This is a genomic window from Gordonia westfalica (assembly GCF_900105725.1).
GTDB classification, from domain to species: domain Bacteria; phylum Actinomycetota; class Actinomycetes; order Mycobacteriales; family Mycobacteriaceae; genus Gordonia; species Gordonia westfalica.
Genome location: NZ_FNLM01000034.1, coordinates 2,370,346 through 2,387,820, shown reverse-complemented (window position 1 = coordinate 2,387,820; position 17,475 = coordinate 2,370,346). Strand labels below are relative to the sequence as shown.

General features: G+C 67.3%; 17 protein-coding genes. 13 read left to right on the top strand and 4 right to left on the bottom strand.

From position 1 onward, the window contains the following. Positions 1–61 precede the first annotated feature (61 nt). Together BLU62_RS16285 and BLU62_RS16280 are read left to right on the top strand one after the other, a co-directional pair. The gene (locus BLU62_RS16285) at positions 62–1,507 is read left to right on the top strand and encodes a sigma 54-interacting transcriptional regulator (protein WP_074850697.1); all 1,446 of its coding nucleotides are present in this window, start codon (positions 62–64) and stop codon (positions 1,505–1,507) included. Positions 1,508–1,593: 86 nt separating this feature from the next. After that, the gene (locus tag BLU62_RS16280; RefSeq protein ID WP_074850695.1) at positions 1,594–3,597 is read left to right on the top strand and encodes a vWA domain-containing protein; all 2,004 of its coding nucleotides are present in this window, start codon (positions 1,594–1,596) and stop codon (positions 3,595–3,597) included. Between the two features lie 16 nt (positions 3,598–3,613). On the opposite strand, the gene BLU62_RS16275 is transcribed toward BLU62_RS16280, so the two are convergent. Further along, positions 3,614–4,270: a hypothetical protein gene (locus BLU62_RS16275; protein WP_074850694.1), complete on the bottom strand. Its 657-nt coding sequence runs from the start codon at positions 4,268–4,270 to the stop codon at positions 3,614–3,616. Between the two features lie 154 nt (positions 4,271–4,424). On the opposite strand from BLU62_RS16275, the gene BLU62_RS16270 reads away from it, so the two are divergent. Next, positions 4,425–5,063 carry a DUF1707 SHOCT-like domain-containing protein gene (locus BLU62_RS16270; RefSeq protein WP_074850692.1) on the top strand — a complete coding sequence of 213 codons (639 nt, stop codon included), beginning with the start codon at positions 4,425–4,427 and terminating at the stop codon, positions 5,061–5,063. An 18-nt stretch (positions 5,064–5,081) separates the two neighbouring features. Here BLU62_RS16270 and BLU62_RS16265 read toward each other — a convergent pair whose 3' ends face one another. Further along, the gene (locus BLU62_RS16265) at positions 5,082–6,017 is read right to left on the bottom strand and encodes an AEC family transporter (RefSeq protein WP_074850690.1); all 936 of its coding nucleotides are present in this window, start codon (positions 6,015–6,017) and stop codon (positions 5,082–5,084) included. A gap of 61 nt (positions 6,018–6,078) precedes the next feature. On the opposite strand from BLU62_RS16265, the gene BLU62_RS16260 reads away from it, so the two are divergent. From BLU62_RS16260 to BLU62_RS16245, 4 genes are all read left to right on the top strand, one after another. Further along, positions 6,079–6,810 (top strand): DUF4190 domain-containing protein, encoded by a 732-nt coding sequence (locus tag BLU62_RS16260; protein ID WP_074850688.1) that lies wholly within the window; start codon positions 6,079–6,081, stop codon positions 6,808–6,810. A gap of 147 nt (positions 6,811–6,957) precedes the next feature. Next, the gene (locus tag BLU62_RS34385; RefSeq protein WP_074850686.1) at positions 6,958–7,998 is read left to right on the top strand and encodes a DUF4190 domain-containing protein; all 1,041 of its coding nucleotides are present in this window, start codon (positions 6,958–6,960) and stop codon (positions 7,996–7,998) included. Positions 7,999–8,175: 177 nt separating this feature from the next. After that, a complete protein-coding gene (rpmF, locus tag BLU62_RS16250; protein WP_005193867.1) occupies positions 8,176–8,349 on the top strand; it encodes a 50S ribosomal protein L32 in 174 nt (57 codons plus the stop codon). A 125-nt stretch (positions 8,350–8,474) separates the two neighbouring features. Continuing rightward, positions 8,475–9,083 carry a trimeric intracellular cation channel family protein gene (locus BLU62_RS16245; RefSeq protein ID WP_074850684.1) on the top strand — a complete coding sequence of 203 codons (609 nt, stop codon included), beginning with the start codon at positions 8,475–8,477 and terminating at the stop codon, positions 9,081–9,083. 57 nt (positions 9,084–9,140) lie between these two features. On the opposite strand, the gene BLU62_RS16240 is transcribed toward BLU62_RS16245, so the two are convergent. Together BLU62_RS16240 and BLU62_RS16235 are read right to left on the bottom strand one after the other, a co-directional pair. After that, positions 9,141–10,082 (bottom strand): hypothetical protein, encoded by a 942-nt coding sequence (locus BLU62_RS16240; RefSeq protein WP_074850682.1) that lies wholly within the window; start codon positions 10,080–10,082, stop codon positions 9,141–9,143. A gap of 139 nt (positions 10,083–10,221) precedes the next feature. Further along, positions 10,222–10,992: an SDR family oxidoreductase gene (locus BLU62_RS16235; RefSeq protein WP_074852946.1), complete on the bottom strand. Its 771-nt coding sequence runs from the start codon at positions 10,990–10,992 to the stop codon at positions 10,222–10,224. Positions 10,993–11,184: 192 nt separating this feature from the next. Between BLU62_RS16235 and BLU62_RS16230 the strand changes: the two genes are divergently transcribed. The 6 genes from BLU62_RS16230 (at position 11,185) to BLU62_RS16205 (ending at position 17,406) form a co-directional block, all read left to right on the top strand. After that, entirely contained in the window at positions 11,185–12,108 is a 924-nt protein-coding gene (locus BLU62_RS16230) for an AurF N-oxygenase family protein (protein ID WP_074850681.1), read from the top strand. Further along, complete coding sequence (locus BLU62_RS16225) at positions 12,108–13,724, top strand: FAD-dependent oxidoreductase (RefSeq protein ID WP_074850679.1); 1,617 nt, start codon at positions 12,108–12,110, stop codon at positions 13,722–13,724. The genes BLU62_RS16230 and BLU62_RS16225 overlap by 1 nt, the downstream gene beginning before the upstream one ends. Positions 13,725–13,780: 56 nt before the next feature. Beyond that, positions 13,781–14,131, top strand: coding sequence for a DUF2834 domain-containing protein (locus tag BLU62_RS16220; protein ID WP_074850677.1), 351 nt, complete (start codon positions 13,781–13,783; stop codon positions 14,129–14,131). Between the two features lie 109 nt (positions 14,132–14,240). Then, positions 14,241–14,588 carry a molybdopterin oxidoreductase gene (locus BLU62_RS16215; protein ID WP_074850676.1) on the top strand — a complete coding sequence of 116 codons (348 nt, stop codon included), beginning with the start codon at positions 14,241–14,243 and terminating at the stop codon, positions 14,586–14,588. After that, positions 14,588–17,089 (top strand): nitrite reductase large subunit NirB, encoded by a 2,502-nt coding sequence (gene nirB / locus BLU62_RS16210; RefSeq protein ID WP_074850673.1) that lies wholly within the window; start codon positions 14,588–14,590, stop codon positions 17,087–17,089. Before BLU62_RS16215 ends, nirB begins: the two co-directional genes overlap by 1 nt. Next, positions 17,086–17,406, top strand: coding sequence for a Rieske (2Fe-2S) protein (locus BLU62_RS16205; RefSeq protein ID WP_074850671.1), 321 nt, complete (start codon positions 17,086–17,088; stop codon positions 17,404–17,406). The genes nirB and BLU62_RS16205 overlap by 4 nt, the downstream gene beginning before the upstream one ends. Positions 17,407–17,475: the final 69 nt, after the last annotated feature.

Genomic DNA, 17,475 nt, shown 5'->3' with positions numbered 1-17,475 from the left:
CGCGTCGAAGCCCCCCGGTGACCACCCGACAGTGCGCACGCAGATCACAACTCGGAGTAGCGTGGATCACGTGCCAGAGGACAATTTCACCACCCATGGTTCTCAGTCGACCGAAACCCGCCATCCTTCACCCCGCACCCTGGGTGAACTGCGTGCCAGCGGTCATGTGCAACGCAGTGTGCGCGACGAGATCCGCAACAACCTGCTGACCGCTCTCCGCGAGGGCCGCGACCCCTGGCCGGGGATCGTCGGCTTCGAGGCCACCGTCATCCCGCAGCTCGAGCGTGCGCTCATCGCCGGCCACGACGTGGTGATGCTCGGCGAGCGCGGCCAGGGCAAGACCCGTGTCCTGCGGACCCTCGTCGGACTCCTCGACGAGTGGACGCCGGTGATCGCCGGATCGGAGCTCGGCGAGCACCCGTACGAGCCGATCGCGCCCGCGTCGATCCGCAAGGCCGCCAACCTGCTCGACGACCTGCCGATCGAGTGGCGGCACCGGTCGCAGCGCTACAGCGAGAAGCTCGCGACTCCCGACACGTCGGTGGCCGACCTGGTCGGCGACATCGACCCGATGAAGGTCGCCGAGGGCCGCAGCCTCGGCGATCCGGAGACCATCCACTTCGGGCTCATCCCGCGCGCGCATCGCGGGATCGTCGCGATCAACGAGCTGCCCGACCTCGCCGAGCGCATCCAGGTGTCGATGCTCAACGTCATGGAGGAGCGCGACATCCAGGTCCGCGGCTACACGCTGCGGCTCCCGCTCGACGTGCTGGTGATGGCGAGCGCGAACCCGGAGGACTACACGAACCGCGGTCGCATCATCACGCCGTTGAAGGACCGCTTCGGCGCCGAGATCCGCACCCACTACCCGCTCGAACTCGACGACGAGGTCGCCGTCATCGAGCAGGAGGCCGACCTCACCGCGAGCGTCCCGACCTTCATCGTGGAGATCCTGGCGCGCTTCACCCGCTACGCCCGCGACCATCCGTCCATCGACCAGCGCTCCGGTGTGTCCGCGCGCTTCTCGATCGCCGGCGCCGAAACCGTGGCCGCCGCGGCACTTCACCGCGCCACGATCACCGGCGAAGATCAGGCGGTCGCGCGCGTCGTCGACCTCGAGTCGGTGATCGAGGTGTTGCGCGGCAAGATCGAGTTCGAGTCCGGTGAAGAGGGACGCGAACTGGAGATCCTCGAACATCTCATGCGCAAGTCCGTCGCCGACACCGTGCGGGCCCATCTCGGCGGTATCGACATGGCGGCGCTCGTCGATGCGCTGGAGAGCGGTGAACCGGTCGTGACCGGGGACCGTGTGCGCGCAGCCGACTTCCTCGGTTCGATCCCGTCGCCGGAGACCACCGGCGAGGTGCTCGACGCGATCGCCGAACGCCTCGAGGCGGAGATCGACGGCGAACGGGCCAGTGCCCTCGAGTTGGCACTCGAGGGTCTGTTCCTGGCCCGTCGGATCGGCAAGGAAGCCGACGAATCCGGCCAGACCATCTACGGCTGAGGAGAATTCCTGCTCCCTGAGGAGCCCCGGAGCCTGTGGAGGGGCGTCAGGAAGGGCGCCAGACACGTATACAGCTAGGAGAATCCATGGCGCGCAAGAGTTTTCATCGTTCGCGCTACCAGCGGTACACCGGCGGTCCCGACCCGCTCGCGCCCCCGGTCGACCTGCGCGAGGCGCTGGAGACGATCGGCGACGACGTCATGGCCGGTGCCTCGCCGCAGCGCGCCCTGCGTGAGCTGCTCCGACGCGGCACCCCGAACATGCGCGGCCTCGACAAGCTCCGGGAGCAGGTCAACCGGCGCCGGCAGGAGCTGCTGAAGAAGCGCAACCTCGACGGCACGTTCGCCGAGATCCGCGAACTCCTCGACCGCGCTGTCCTGGAGGAGCGCAAGCAGCTCGCCCGCGACCTCGACGACGACGCGCGCTTCGCGGAGATGCAGATCGGCAGCCTGCCGCCGTCGACCGCGCAGGCCGTCGAGGAGCTGTCGGAGTACAACTGGCGTAGTCCGCAGGCGCGTGAGGACTACGAGAAGATCAAGGATCTCCTCGGTCGCGAGCTGCTCGACCAGCGGTTCGCCGGGATGAAGGAGGCGCTCGAAGGCGCCACCGACGCCGACCGCCAGCGCGTCACGGACATGCTCAAAGATCTCAACGAGCTGCTCGACGCGCACAACCGCGGTGAGGACACGTCGGAGAAGTTCGACGAGTTCATGGACGCCCACGGCGATTTCTTCCCGGAAAACCCGCGCAACACCGACGAACTCATCGACTCGCTGGCCCAGCGGGCCGCGGCGGCCCAGCAGTTCTACAACTCGCTGACGCCGGACCAGCGGGCCGAACTGGACCAGTTGGCGCAGCAGGCCTTCGGTTCGCCGGACCTGATGAGTCAACTCGCGCAGATGGATTCACAGCTGCGCGCGGCGCGTCCCGGACTCGACTGGGACGACGCGCAGTCGTTCTCCGGCGACCAGCCGATGGGACTCGGGGAGGGTGCGGCGGCGCTCCGCGACATCTCCGAGCTGGAAGCCTTGTCCGAGCAGCTGTCCCAGCAGTACGCCGGTGCCCAGATGGACGACATCGATCTCGACGCGCTCGCGCGGCAACTCGGCGACGAGGCGGCCGTCGACGCGCGGATGCTCGCCGAACTCGAGAAGGCCCTCTCCGAGCAGGGATTCTTCGACCGCACGGCCGACGGCCGGCTCCGGTTGAGCCCCAAGGCGATGCGCCAGCTCGGTCAGGCGATCTTCCGCGACATCGCCGAACAGCTGTCGGGGCGTCGCGGTGACCGTCAGACGAGGCAGACCGGTCTCCTGGGTGAACCCACCGGGGCCAGCCGCGAGTGGGAGTTCGGCGACACCGACCCCTGGGACGTCACCCGGACGGTGTCGAATGCGGTGTTGCGCACCGTGTCCGAGACCACCGAGCCGTCGCTCGCGACGTCGGAGATGGCGCGTTCGGGGGTGCGGATCGATGTGCGCGACGTCGAGGTGGCCGAGACCGAGAGCCGCACCCAGGCGGCGGTCGTGCTGCTCGTCGACACGTCGTTCTCCATGGAGATGGAGGGCCGCTGGACGCCGATGAAGCGCACCGCGATCGCGTTGAATCACCTGATCTCCACGCGCTTCCGCAGCGACGAACTGCATCTCATCGCCTTCGGCCGGTACGCGCGGTCCATCGACATCGCGGAACTGACCGGGCTGCAACCGCGGATGGAACAGGGCACCAACCTGCACCACGCGCTGCTGTTGGCGCAGCGGCACCTGCGTCGCTTCCCGAATGCGCAGCCGGTGGTCCTGGTGGTCACCGACGGCGAACCGACCGCGCACCTCGATCCCAGCGGCGAGCCGTTCTTCTTCTATCCGCCGCACCCGCAGACGATCGCCCTCACCGTGCGCGAACTCGACCATGTGGCACGACTCGGCGCGCAGGTCACGTTCTTCCGCCTCGGCGAGGACCCCGGTCTGGCCCACTTCATGGACCAGATCGCGCGTCGTATCGGCGGACGCGTGGTGGCGCCCGATGTCGACGGTCTCGGTGCCGCGGTGGTCGGCGACTACCTGAAGTCCCGGAAGGGCCGTCGACGCGGCTGAGGAGTCGAGCGCCGGTTCAGGGGGCCGGTGGCGAGGCGGTCCGGGGCTTACGCCCGGCGATGACCCACAGCACGATCCCGATCAGCATCAGGACACCGCCGAAGCCGCCGCCGAAGACGGCCAGCAGCACGCCGCCGACGCCGCTGAAGATACCGCCGATGTCGATGGAGGCGACCACGACCCGGTCGCTGCACACGAACGAATAGGTTCCGGCCTCGACCACTTCGAAGGACTCGAACGACTGCACCTGGGTGCCGTCGTAGGGGAATTCGGCCGTCACGTCGGAACCGCGTTCGAGTGCCGCCGGTCCGGTGATCTCACAGGAGGGCGTCGACGCGGTGTTGTCGGGGCGGAAGAGGGCGAAGGTGTCCCCGGCGTCGTAACGGTGCTCGGCCCGTGGGTCGACGACGAAGGCCTGCTCGGCCTGATCGACCACCTGGCCGATACCGCTGACGGCCAGCACCACCCCGATCGCGACCGATGCCACGAGGATGACGATGCCGACGACGGTGAGGATCTTGCCCCAGAGCCGCATCCCTTTCCGGTCCTTGGGAGGTGGGGGCGGCGGGTAACCGCCGTACCCGTAGGGGCCGGGCTGATTCGGGCCGGGCTGATAGGCGCCGGGCTGGTACGGATTCGCGCCGGACGAACCGGGATCGTAGGGCTGGCCCATGGGTCGCCTCCGGTGTAGGTCGGGCGGGTGTCCGTCCGGGGTGAATGAATTATGCCCTGCCGTGCACCGGACGGTGGGCGGATCGCCGTCGGGGTCGGCTCAGGGTGGAAATCAGGGTGGTCGGACCGCGGTGCGGCCACTAGGGTTTGGATACGTGACGACCTCCGGCGATCTCCCCGCTCCCGACGATCGGCGAGCGCGTCTGCGTGCTGCCGATGCCGACCGGGAACTGGTGCACGAACTCCTGTCCGCAGCCATGGCGCACGGCAGTCTCTCGCTCGTCGAATACGAGGAGCGAGCCGGAAAAGCGGTGATGGCCAAGACCTTCGGCGATCTGGACGCGCTGACCGATGACCTCCCGATCGCTCAGCTCGGGGTGGCGATGCCGGCGGCGTCGATGTCGCCGGGCCCGCGGGTGACCGGCGGGAACTCCGACGCGGCGGTGCGCCATCGCCTGGCGATCATGTCCGGCAGCGAACTGTCGGGGACCGCGGTGGTGGCCGACGAGCTCACCGCTACGGCGATCATGGGCGGCGTCGAGATCGACCTGCGCGAGGTCGAGTTCACCGCGCCGGTCCTCACCGTCCAGTGCATCGCGATCATGGGCGGCATCGAGATCAGGGTTCCCGACGGTGTCACCGTCGAGATCGGCGGTCTCGGGATCATGGGCGGTTTCGGCGGGAAGTCGCAGACGGCGTCGCGACCGGGTGCACCCGTCGTGCGCGTGACCGGGCTCGCGCTGATGGGCGGCGTCGAGGTCAAACGCGTGCCGCGCGAAGACCCCGACGTGTGACCCCGCGGCGTCGCGGCCTCAGGCCAGCAGCAGCGCGATGACGGCGATCGCCGGGATCGAGGCGAGCGTGGTGATCAGCGCGGTGTCCCGGGCGAGGATCTGCCCGCGTCGATACCGGGTGGCGTAGACCAGGACGTTCTGCGCCGTCGGCAGCGCGGCGATCACGACCATGGCGAACAATTCCTCCCCGGTCTGACCGAACCCCCACCGTGCGATCGCGTACACCGTCAGCGGCATCACGACCATCTTCAGGACCGTGGCGAGCGCGATGTCGCGGCGCGGGCTCTCGCCCTTCTTGAACACCTGGACGCCGGTGAGCGAGAGACCGAAGGCGAGCAGCGCCGCCGGCACCGACGCATCGCCGAGCATCTTCAGCGGTGACATCACCGCGGCCGGCGGCATCAACCCCAGCACCGACACCACCAGCCCGGCGATGCCGCCGACGACGATCGGATTGGTGATCGGGGCGATCAGCGAATCGCGGACGAGGGAACGTCCCGTATCGCGTTCCAGGGCGGTGAGGTCGAGAGCCAGCAATGCCATCGGGGAATAGATGACGATCTGGAACAGCAGCAGCGGCGCGATGAACGACGCGTCGTCGAGGACGAAGATCGCGATGGGGAGTCCGAGGTTGACGCTGTTGACATACGACGACGACAGCGCCCCGATCACGAGTTCCGGAACGGGTCGTCGTAGCCACAGCTTGGCGATCACCAGATAGATGACGCCCATGAGCATCGCACTGCCACCGGCGATCACCAGCGTCGACGAGAAGACGACCGACAAGTCGGTGGTGACCAGGGAGTGGAACAGCAGTGCCGGGGTGAAGACGAAGAACACCAGGCGGGACAGGACTTCATGCGCGTGATCGCCGATCACGTGCGTCCGTCCGAGGAGATACCCGACCCCGACTACTATGAAGATCACCGTGAAGCCGGAGATGACGCCAGACACCGCTCGAGTCTATTCATTAGGGTGATGAACGGATTTATCGGATCGAACGAGGGGGTTACGGGTGTCATATCCACCGGGACAGGGATCGGGCCAGGGCCAGGACGACTGGGGGACGGTGCCGAACTCAGGGTCGTCGGAAGGCGCGGGCCCCAACCTGAGCAAGGGTGATCAGGGGCAGGGCTCCCCGGATTACGCCCCCACCGAGTTCGCGCAGACCTACCAGCCGGGACCGTCCTCGGATCCGCAGGGCCAGAATCCGTACGGCCAGAACCCCTATGACCAGAACGCCTATGGGCAGAACCCGTACGGCCAGCCCCAGGCCCCGTACAACCAGGACCCGTACAACCAGAATCCGTACGGTCAGGCGCCGGGCGCGCCCTACGGGCAGTACAACGACCCCTACCAGGCCGGACAGCAGCCCGCTTACGGGTCGGCGGCCTACGGTGCCCAGAATCCTTACGGCGCTGCGCCGTACGGGGGTTACGGCTACGGGGCTCCGCAGAAGAGCACCAACGGCAAGGCGATCGGCGCGCTGGTCTGCGGCATCGTCGCCCTGGTCATGCTCGCCGCATGCTTCCCGCTGGCGTTGCCGCTGGGAATCGCGGCGGTCGTCCTCGGTGTCATGGGACGCCGCGAGGTGGAGCAGTCGGCCGGCAACCAGACCGGTACGGGTATGGGCCTTGCCGGGATCATCACCGGCGGGCTGGGGATCCTGGGGGCCGTCGTCGCCGTCGTGCTGATCATCATCCTGGTCGCGGCCGGCAACTCGATGGACTCGGTCTACTACTACTGAACGAATATCAGGCCGATCTGAGCCTGCGATCGTCGACTTCCACCCGGTTCGAGGCGTTTTCTCACTACTCTGTGACCTGCGCAGCCACTGCGCTGCGCTGCAACGATCCTCGCGCCGCGACGACGCACGGCTTGTGAAAGGCATCTGATGTCGAACCCGACCGGAGGCGGGGATCCGCACGATCCGTCCTCCACACCCCAGTCCCAGTCGGATCAGGTGCCGCCGGGCTCGGCACCCGATCCGACACCGTCTCCGTCGGAACCGACGCAGAAGGTGTCGCGGGCAGAGCTCCTCGGCGACTCGAGCACGGCGGATGAGACCACCGAGCCGGTGCCGTCGACTCCGGGTACCTCGACTCCGGACACCTCGACTCCCGACACCTCGCCGCCGGTGACCTCGACTCCGGGTGCCGGCCCGGAGGGCACCGAGGTGGCGCAATCGCACAGCCCGGCCGACGGTGTCACCCGCGTCATCAGCACCGCGGGCGGACCCCAGGGCCACGCCGCGACGCCTCCCGCACCGCCGCATCCGGTTCCGCCGCCGCCCGCACCGCCGGGCCCGGCGCCGTCCGGATACGACTCGACGCGCGTCATCTCGACCCGTCCGCCCGGTGGACCCAGCGCGCCGGGTTCCGCCCCGCCTCCGGGGTACGGGCAGCCGGGACAGCAGGGGCCGGGACAGCAGGGCTACGGCCGGCCGAACCCGCCCGGATACGGACAGTCGGGGCGGCCGCCCGGGTACGGCGGGCCGGGTCCGTCGGGGTACGGGCAACCGGGCCCGCCGGCGCCCGGACCGGGCCGGCCGGGATACGGCCCGCCGCCGGGACAGCCGTACGGGCAGCCGCCCCAGGGGCCGCCGCCGGGGCAGCAGTACGGGCAGGCGCCGTCGGGGGACCAGCCCGCCGGCGACGGTCATCACGGTGACGAGACGCCCAAGACCAACACGCTCGCGGTGGCGGCGCTTGTCGCGTCGCTGCTGGGTCTCGTGTGCGTCGGCATCGGTGGGCTGATCGGACTCGTACTAGGCCTCGTCGCCCGGAAGCAGATCGCGGCGTCGGGCGGAAGTCAGACCGGTGACGGCCTCGCACTGACGGCCGTCATCATCGGCTTGTTCATCATCGTCGTGTGGGTGGCGTACTGGCTGGTCGTCCTGTTCACCGGAGTGGAAAGTCCCTGGTCCTACATCTGACGCCGACCGGCGCGGCGTCGCGGTGGATGACCATTTTGGAGCTGGGCGGTCTCGCCAGGTAGTCTGGTCGGGTTGTGTGCCACGCCCGCGGGGCCGTGGGCGCACTGACTCGGGTCGATCGGTGACGTTCTGCGTTGCCAGCGGCCACGCAGACCACAGTAGGAGAAGGGCTCAACCATGGCTGTACCGAAGCGCCGGATGTCGCGGGCGAACACCCGTAGCCGTCGTTCGCAGTGGAAGGCGGAAAACCCCGCACTGCAGGAAGAAAAGGTCAACGGCGTCCCCGTGCGGATTCCGCGTCGACTCGTGAAGGCCGCTCGCGCGGGCATCATCGACCTGGATCGTCGCTAGCCTTTTCCGGTTGCCGCCTAGGCACCGCGATTTCTACATGGACGGCCGTCCCCGGTATCCGGGGGCGGCCATTCGTGTGTGTGTGGTTCGCGTGCCGGGCGACCTGGTCGTGAGGAGGTTGTGAAGTGCTTCTCGACATCCTGAACTTCGCGGGAGTCGCGGTGTTCGCAGCCTCGGGCGCGATGGTCGGTGTCCGCAAGGACTTCGACATGTGGGGCATCGTGACCGTCGGCGTGCTCACCGGCGCCGGTGGTGGTGTCCTGCGTGACGTTCTGCTCGGCATCACCCCACCTTCGTCGGTCCAGGGCTTCGGCAATGCGCTGACCGGCACGATCGCCAGCTTGCTAGTCTTCGCCTTCCATCCGGCGTTCACAAAGCTCCGCCGGTCGATCCTCGTCCTCGACGCCTTCGGGATGGGCCTGTTCGCGGCGACCGGGGCGTCGATCGCCGTCCACGTCGGAGCCAGCGCGTTCGCCGCGACCGCCGTCGGACTCATGACCGCGATCGGCGGAGGCGTCCTGCGCGATGTGATCTCCAACGAGATCCCGCTGCTCCTCCAGCCCGCCGACCTCTATGCGGTTCCCGCCCTGTTGGGTTCCACCGTGGTCGCCGTCGGGTCGTACCACACCTCTGTCCCGGAGTGGGTCTGGCTGATCGTCGGCTCGATCCTCGCCACCGGGTTGCGCCTGCTCGGCCTGAGGTTCGGGTGGCGACTCCCGACCGCCCGCCGCTGACCCGCTCCGCAAACCCACCCCTTTTCCGTAGATTCACCCCCGCCGCGGGGGCTGGGTTTACGGAAAAAGGGTGGGTTTGCTGGCGTCAGGCGAGGGCAGCGCCTTCTTGAGCATCGCGTGGAAGCGGGTTTTGTCGGCCAGATCCTGCCACGTCCACCGCACGACGGTGTACCCCTGCGCACGCAGTTTGTCCTCTCGGATCTTCTCGTCGACGACCGTCTTCCACGCAGCCTTGTCGCCGACCGCGCCGTTGTACTTGATCATGCCGTCGAACTCCCCGACGACCTTGTCTGCCAACAGGAAGTCGACGCGGGCGATCAGTGTGCCGCGGTCGTCGAAGAGTTCGACCTGCTGCCGCGGTACAGGTAGGTCGGGGAACTCGAGCATGACTGCGCGACTGAGGGACTCGCCGACGCTCTCGGACAGTGCGTTCGCATGTGGCAACAAGCGGCGTAACATCTCGACGCCCTTGAATCCTCGACACGACTCGAGGATTCGGTTCATCTGTTCGAGATCGGCGTCGCGTCGCAGTGCGGCGTCGAGCACCACGAGCGCCTGGCGGCTGGTTCCGAGCCTGGCGATGTCACACGCTGTGCGCTCGATGCTTGTCACGGTGGCGCCGTCGACAACCTCGATGTCCTGAGGTTCGACGACGGCCTGATGTTTGACCATATTCGCTGTCCGCTTCCCGACTTTCGGAGACGTCACGTGAATCTGTGACAGATCGGGCCAGAGCATCGGCAGCCTGTGCATGGCTGCCGCGGAGACGTGGCTGAACAGTCGGCCCGCGCGTCCCGCGTTCGCGGCCGCGATCACCGTCAGCCGATGCTTCTCGATGGCGTCGAGTTGGTCAACCGTGGCGAAGTCGGCCATCGCGCCCGGCCAGAGGCGGTAGAGGCCGTTGCCTTCGACCATGCGCTGCAACCGTTCGTCAGTGATGTGGGTGCCGACGGTTTCGCTGCGAAGGATCAGGCCGTATTCATCGGTGGGCAGGTCCATGTGAATCAGACGCACGAGAGCACGTTGGGGACCCACCCTCAGACAAACCCACCCCTTTTCCGTAAACGCGCCCAGTCTGCGCAGGGTGGGTTTACGGAAAAGGGGTGGGTTTGCGGGACGGCTCGGGTTTGCGGGATGGCTACTGCGCGATGAACTTGTTGACGGTCCGGTTCAGGAAGTTCGGGATGAACTTGGCCGCGTTGCCGAGGAACAGGGTCTGTGCGCCGACCGAGTAGCTGGTGCGGTGCAGCAGCTTGTCCTGGCGCGTGGGATGGACGGACTCCCAGACCTTGTCGGCGACCTGCTCGGGGGTGATGCGGATGCCCAGCGTCTTGGTGGACTTCGCGCCGCCGGTGGCCAGGGCGGTCTTGGCCCACAGCGGCCAGATGCTGACCGCGCGGATGTCGTCGTGCTCCCACTCGAGTTCGAGTGCCTCGGTGAGCCCACCGACGAAGAACTTGGTGGCCGAGTAGACCGCGATGCCCGGCTGGCCGTAGATCGCCGACGCCGACGCGATGTTCACCAGGTGCGCACCCGGGGTCTTCTTCAGGTACGGGTAGGCGGCCTGCGCGCCCAGGGCGACGCCGAGTGCGTCGATGTCGATCTGCCGCTTGATCGCCTCGGGCGAGATGGAGTCGATCTTGCCCTCGTGCAGGATGCCGGCGTTGTTGTCGAGGACGTCGAGGGTCCCGCCGGTGTGCGAGGTGAACTCGGCCAGCGCGTCGGCCCACTGCTCGGGTTCCCGCACGTCGAGGGTGCCGGTGATCCAGTCAGGATGGTCGGCCTTCACCTTCGCGAGGGCCTCGGCATCGACGTCGTAGACACCGACGGTCCATCCTTCGCGGCCGAACCGTTCGGCGGTGGCGAGGCCGATTCCGGCGGCTCCGCCGGTGATGAAGATGGATGACATGAGAACCCCTCCGAGATGATCCATGACGGCTTTGATGACGTTGACCTGCGATAACAGGACCCACGCCAAACTTACTCGCCAGTATATTCATCGATTCGTTTACTGGGTCACACCGCGGTGCTATCTTGACAACACACATTGTCATTACATCGATCATTGTCATGGTCGACGACGACCGAGAGGCGAGTTCGCATGACTGCCGCGATGGAACGAACCGAGAATGTCATCAGCATGCGGGACCAGGGGACCGAGGAGGTGTCGGCGCGTCTGCTGGCGTCCGCTGCCCGTCTGTCACGGAACGCGATGACCGAGATCGACTGGTCCAAGCCGATGGATCCCACCAAGTACGGCTGCAGCCCGGAGTGGTCGTCGCTCTACGGCACCGACTACTGGGACGAGCTGACCGACGAGCAGCGCATCTCGGTCACCCGCCACGAGTTCGCGTCGATCATGAACATCGGGATCTGGTTCGAGATGATCCTGCAGGAGATGGTGATCCGCGATCAGTACCTCGGCGACTACCACGGCTCGGAGTTCCAGTTCGCGCTCACCGAGATCGCCGACGAATGCCGCCATTCACTCATGTTCGCCAAGGCGTCGGAGAAGATGGTCGGCACCTCCTACCGGCCGTCGAAGAAGGTCGCGCGTCTCGGCAAGATCTTCATGCAGACCGCCAAGAACGAGGTTGCCTACGCCGGAATCCTTGTCGCCGAGGAGGTTCTGGACGTCTTCCAGCGCGGGTGCATGCGCGACGACCGTGTGCTCGACTTCATCCGCACGGTCAACGAGATCCACGTCCTCGAGGAATCGCGGCACATGAAGTTCGCGCGTGAAGAGGTGCGTGACTCACTGGAGGGCGTGAGCTGGGCACGACGCCAGTTCAGCGCGCTCACCGTCGCGATCGGCGCCTACTACATCGTCACGAGCCTGGTGCAGGGACAGGCCTTCGCCGACGCGGGCCTCGACGCCGATCGGGCCCGGCGCGAGATGAAGCAGAACTCCCACTTCCACTCGATGATCCGCTCCAGCTGCGCCCACCTCATGGAGTTCCTCGACGAGGTCGGCCTGCTCACCAAGCCCGCCATGCGGTACTACCGGAAAGCGCACATGCTCTGATGTTCGTCATCACCCAATCATGTTGCAGCGACGCGGCATGCGTGTCCGTGTGCCCGGTGAACTGCATTCACCCCACACCCGAGGAACGCGGCTTCGGCAGCTCCGACATCCTGCACATCAACCCGCAGGCCTGCATCGACTGCGGCGCGTGCGCCGACGCCTGCCCGGTGGACGCGATCTATCCCGCGGACAAGCTCGGCACGCGCGACAAGGTCTTCATCGACATCAACGCCGACTACTACAAGCGCAACCCCGACGTCCGCTCGGGCTGGGTGCCGCCGACCGACGACGAGGCGTCCACCGTCACCTACCCCGACATCCCGAAACTGCCCGCCGGGCTGCGTGTTGCACTCGTCGGCACCGGACCGTCGGGCGGTTACGCGTTGCGCACACTGCTCGACCGGACCGAGGCGACCATCACCGTCATCGACAAGCTGCCGACGCCGGGCGGGCTCGTCCGCGCCGGCGTGGCCCCGGATCATCCGGGCACCAAGGGCGTCCTCCGCGGATTCGATCTGCTCTACCGCGATCCGCGTGTCACGATGATGACCAACGTGTCCGTCGGTGACGGACCGGACGAGATCACCACGGCCGAGCTGGCCGAGCACTTCGACGCGGTCTTCTATGCGGTGGGCGCCAGTGAGTCTCGGCGACTGGGGATTCCGGGCGAGGACCTGCCCGGTTCGACGTCGGCCACCGACCTCGTGGCCTGGTACAACGGTGTGCCCGGCGTCGACGCGGGGCCGCCGCTGCGTCGCGGAACGGCCGATGATCCGGCAACGGGTCGCGCGGTCGTCGTCGGCACGGGCAATGTCGCGCTCGACGTCGCACGCATCCTCGTGTCCCCGCCGGAGTTGTTGGCCACCACCGACATCGCCGACCGGGCCCTCGACATCCTACGCGAACAGAACATCCACGAGGTGGTCCTCCTCGGCCGGCGCGACCAGGCCGCGGCTGCCTACACGGCAGCGGAATACCGTGCGCTGTCGGAGATCCCGGGTGTGGACGTCGAGGTGTTCGACGGACTCGACGGGCAGGTCCCGTCGTTGAACGAACCCGCCGACCCGTCCAGACGTCGAATCGTGTTCCTGTTCCACAGCACTCCGGAGGAGATCGTCGGCAACCCCGAGGTGCAGGCGATCACGGTCCGCACCGGCGAGGGGCGCCACCACGTCGCCACCGACCTCATCGTGCGCTCCATCGGCTACCGCTCGACCCCGATTCCGGGCCTGGCCTTCGACGACGAGCGTGGCATCTTCCGCAACGACGCCGGCCGGGTGGTCGACGAGTCCGGCGAGATCGTCCCGAGCAGCTACGTGCTGGGTTGGGCCAAGCGCGGACCGAGCGGCGGGATCGGCGCCAACAAGATGTGCGCCACCCAGACCGTGGAGGACTTCATCGTCGACGCCGCGTCGGGTCGTCTCCGGCGCACCGGGCACGCGGCGGGGGACTTCCCGGCACTGGTGCGCAAGCGCGTGAAGACCATCATCGGCTATCGGGGCATGCGCGCCATCGACCGGCGGGAACGCCGCCGCGGCGTCGAGCAGGGCCGTCCGCGCGTGAAGTTCACCCAGGTCGCGGAGATGGTCGGCGCGGCGGGGTGGCGAAAGGGCTGAGGGCCGTTGCGCCGTCGTGCCACCATCGGGGCATTCGAGACAACCCAGGAGGCACGATGACGTACGAGGGTATGAACCAGAAGTGGCGGGAGCGTTCGCTGTTCGCGGTCTTCGTGACCGCGTTGGTCACGCAGAACGCGATCGCGATCCCGTACGTCCGACGCAACGGGCCGGAGTCGGTGAGAGATTTCTTCGTCGGCGACATCATGAAGACCACGCCGGGTCGTTTCGCGATGGTCGACCTGCTGTTCGTGGTGATCGCCTTCCACCTGTGGGCGTTCGGCGAGGCCAAGCGCCTGCGGATCATGCCGTGGTGGATCGCGTCGGTGGTCCTCACCTTCGGGGTCGGCATCGCGACGGCGATCCCGTTCTTCTTCCTGGCCCGCGAACGCGCGTTGCGCCGCTGACCCGACGTCGACGCTGCTCTCGGGGCCGCGGATGGACCGTGAGAACCAGACAACGTTGCCGTAACACCGAGGCAAGTCGCATTTCACGCGCCGCGCGGATAGTGGCGGCATGTCGAGTACTCCGCACTTTCTGCAGGGCGTCTTTCCCTTCGTGGGAGCAGGCCTGTCCAAGTCCGGTCCGATCGACCCGTCGCTGACGTTCGTGGTGCCGTCGGGAATGACGGCGCAGCCGTTGTACTTTCGCGGCGGCAACAGCTCCGGCGAACTGATCTGCGTGACCCTGATGCGCGACGGGACGCCGATGCGCATGTTCCCGATGGGGGCGCGGTCGTCGGTCAACGTGCCGCTGCGCGTCGTCGAGGACGTCGACCCCGACACGACGCTCGAGCTGGTGATCGCGGCGCCCGAGGGCACGACCGGTGAGGTCGTCGTCGATTTCGGGATGGTCGTCTTCTGATGGCTGACTCCCAGGATCTGCGGGAACGACGACGCCTGGTGGTCGTCGGGAACGGCATGGCCGGGGCGCGCACGGTCGAGGAGATCCTCACGCGCGGCGGCGGCGACCGGTTCGACATCACGATGATCGGCGACGAACCCTACGGAAACTACAACCGCATCATGCTCAGCCATGTCCTCGCCGGCGAGGCCACGGTCGACGACGACGATCTGATGCTCAATCCGATGGCGTGGTATCGCGAGCACGGCGTCACCCTCCATGCCGGCGACCGTGCCGAGTCGATCGACCGTTTCGCCAAGACGGTGACGTGTGCGTCGGGACGGGTCATCGACTTCGACGTCCTCATCATCGCCACCGGCTCCCACACGTTCTTCCCGAACATGGACGGGCTCCGGGAACCGGACGGCAAACTCGCGCGGGGCGTCTTCGGCTTCCGGACCATCGAGGACACCAACGGCATGCTCCAGCTGGCGACCTCGCGCGATCACATGCGCGCCGTCGTGATCGGCGGCGGGCTGCTCGGTCTCGAAGCCGCGTACGGTCTGCAGACGCAGGGCGTGGCCGTCGACGTCGTACATTCGCCCGGTCACCTGATGAACCAGCAGCTCGACGAGCGCGGTGGGCGGGTGCTGCGCAACAAGATCGAATCCCTCGGGGTGGGCGTCCACACCGGCAAACGCACGACATCGGTGCTTCGCAACGACGACGGGACGGTCGCGGGAGTCGGCTTCACCGACGGGGATTCGCTGCCCGCCGACATGATCGTGGTGACGGCGGGTATCCGGCCGAACGTCGAGATCGCGCGCGGGGCCGGTCTGGTCGTCGAACGCGGAATCGTCGTCGACGATCAGATGCGTTGTGAGGACGAGGCATTCATCTATGCGGTCGGGGAGTGCGCACAGCATCGTAGTGAGGTGTACGGACTCGTCGCCCCGCTGTGGGAACAGGCCGTGGTCCTCGCGGACGTGCTGACCGGCGCCAATCCCCGAGCCGAATACCACGGTTCGCGGCTGACCACGAAGCTCAAGGTCGCGGGCGTCGACGTCGCGGCGATGGGCGTCAAGGGACCGGAACGCGACGACGACGAGTTCGTCCAGTTCTACGAACCTCGCAGCGGTATCTACAAGAGTGTGGTGGTCCGCGACAACAAGCTGATCGGCGCGATGCTGCTCGGCGACATCTCCAAGGCCAACTTCCTCACCCAGGCGTTCGACGAGAAGGTGCCGTTGCCGGACGAGCGCATCTCGATGCTGTTCGACATGGGCACGCCGAGCGCGGAGACCGGTGCGGCCGAACTCGCCGACGACGTGCAGGTCTGCAACTGCAACGGAGTCACCAAGGGCGACATCATGAGCTGCGTGGCGTCGGGGTGCACCAGCGTCGGCGAGGTGTGCGCGAAGACGCGCGCCGGCAAGGGATGTGGGTCGTGCAAGGGTCTCGTCGCCGACATCGTCGAACACGCGGCCGGTGATGCTCTCACCGCCGACGCCTCGGCCGACTGGTACGTGCCATCGATCCCGCTCACCAAACCCGAACTCATCGACGCGATCCGGCGGCAGAACCTGCGGTCGGTCAGCGAGGTCTTCGAGAAGCTGGCCCCGGCCGGGGAGGACGCGACCGCGAAGATGCCGTTGGCCTCGTTGCTGCGGATCATCTGGGGGTCCGACTGGAAGCGTGAGCCCGGTGCGCTGTTCGTCAATGACCGTGTGCACGCGAACATCCAGCGCGACGGCACCTTCTCCGTGGTGCCGCAGATGAAGGGCGGGGTGACCTCGCCCGACCAGTTGCGCAAGATCGCCGACGTCGCGGAGAAGTACGACATCCCGATGATCAAGGCGACCGGCGGCCAGCGACTCGACCTCCTCGGCGTCAAGAAGGAAGACCTGCCGAAGGTCTGGGAAGACCTTGGCATGCCGTCGGGTTACGCCTACGGCAAGTCCTTCCGCACCGTGAAGACCTGCGTCGGAACCGATTACTGCCGTTTCGGTCTCGGTGATTCGACGCAGCTCGGCATCGACATCGAGACGCGCTACCAGGGGCTGGAGTCGCCGGCGAAACTCAAACTGGCCGTGACCGGTTGCCCGCGCAACTGTGCCGAAGCGCTGTGCAAGGACTTCGGCGTGGTCGCCATCGGCGACGGCAAGTGGGAGATCTACGTCGGCGGTGCCGCGGGAGCCCACATCCGCAAGGGGGACCTGCTGGCCACCGTGGATTCGCCCGACGAGGTGATCCGGTTGTGCGGCATCTTCATCCAGTACTACCGCGAGCAGGGCAAATGGCTCGAGCGGACCTACGCCTTCGTACCGCGGATAGGCATCGAGGAGTTGCGCGCGATCATCGTCGACGACCGGGACGGCCTGGTCGCCGGACTGCAGGAGCGGATCGACGACGCCGTGGCCGCCTACGTCGACCCCTGGCTCGATCGCGTCGAACCCAAGTCGCCGGCGCAGTTCACCCCGGCCCTGCCGTTGCTGCCGCTCCCGCAGGTGCCGGTCCGATGACCAGCATCACCGAACCCGGAGTGGTCATCGGGGCCGTCGCCGACCTCGAGCTGGGCGAGAGCCGCGCATATGCGGTGGACGGCAGACAGATCGCGGTCTTCCGCATGACCGATGGCTCGTTGCGCGCCACCGACGCCGTCTGCCCGCATCGCGCCGGCCCGCTCGCCGACGGCCAGTTCGACGCCGCGAAGATCGTCTGCCCGCTGCACCAGTACGCGTTCACCTTCGCCGATGGTTCCTGCACGTCGGAGGGGATCGGGTCGGTCACCGTCCACCGCATCGAAGAACACGACGGAGACATCATCGTCTGGCTCTGAGTCACTCTCGCTCCCTGACGTGACGAGCCAACCTCGTTCCCTGAGGGGACGAGCCAACCTCGCTCCCTG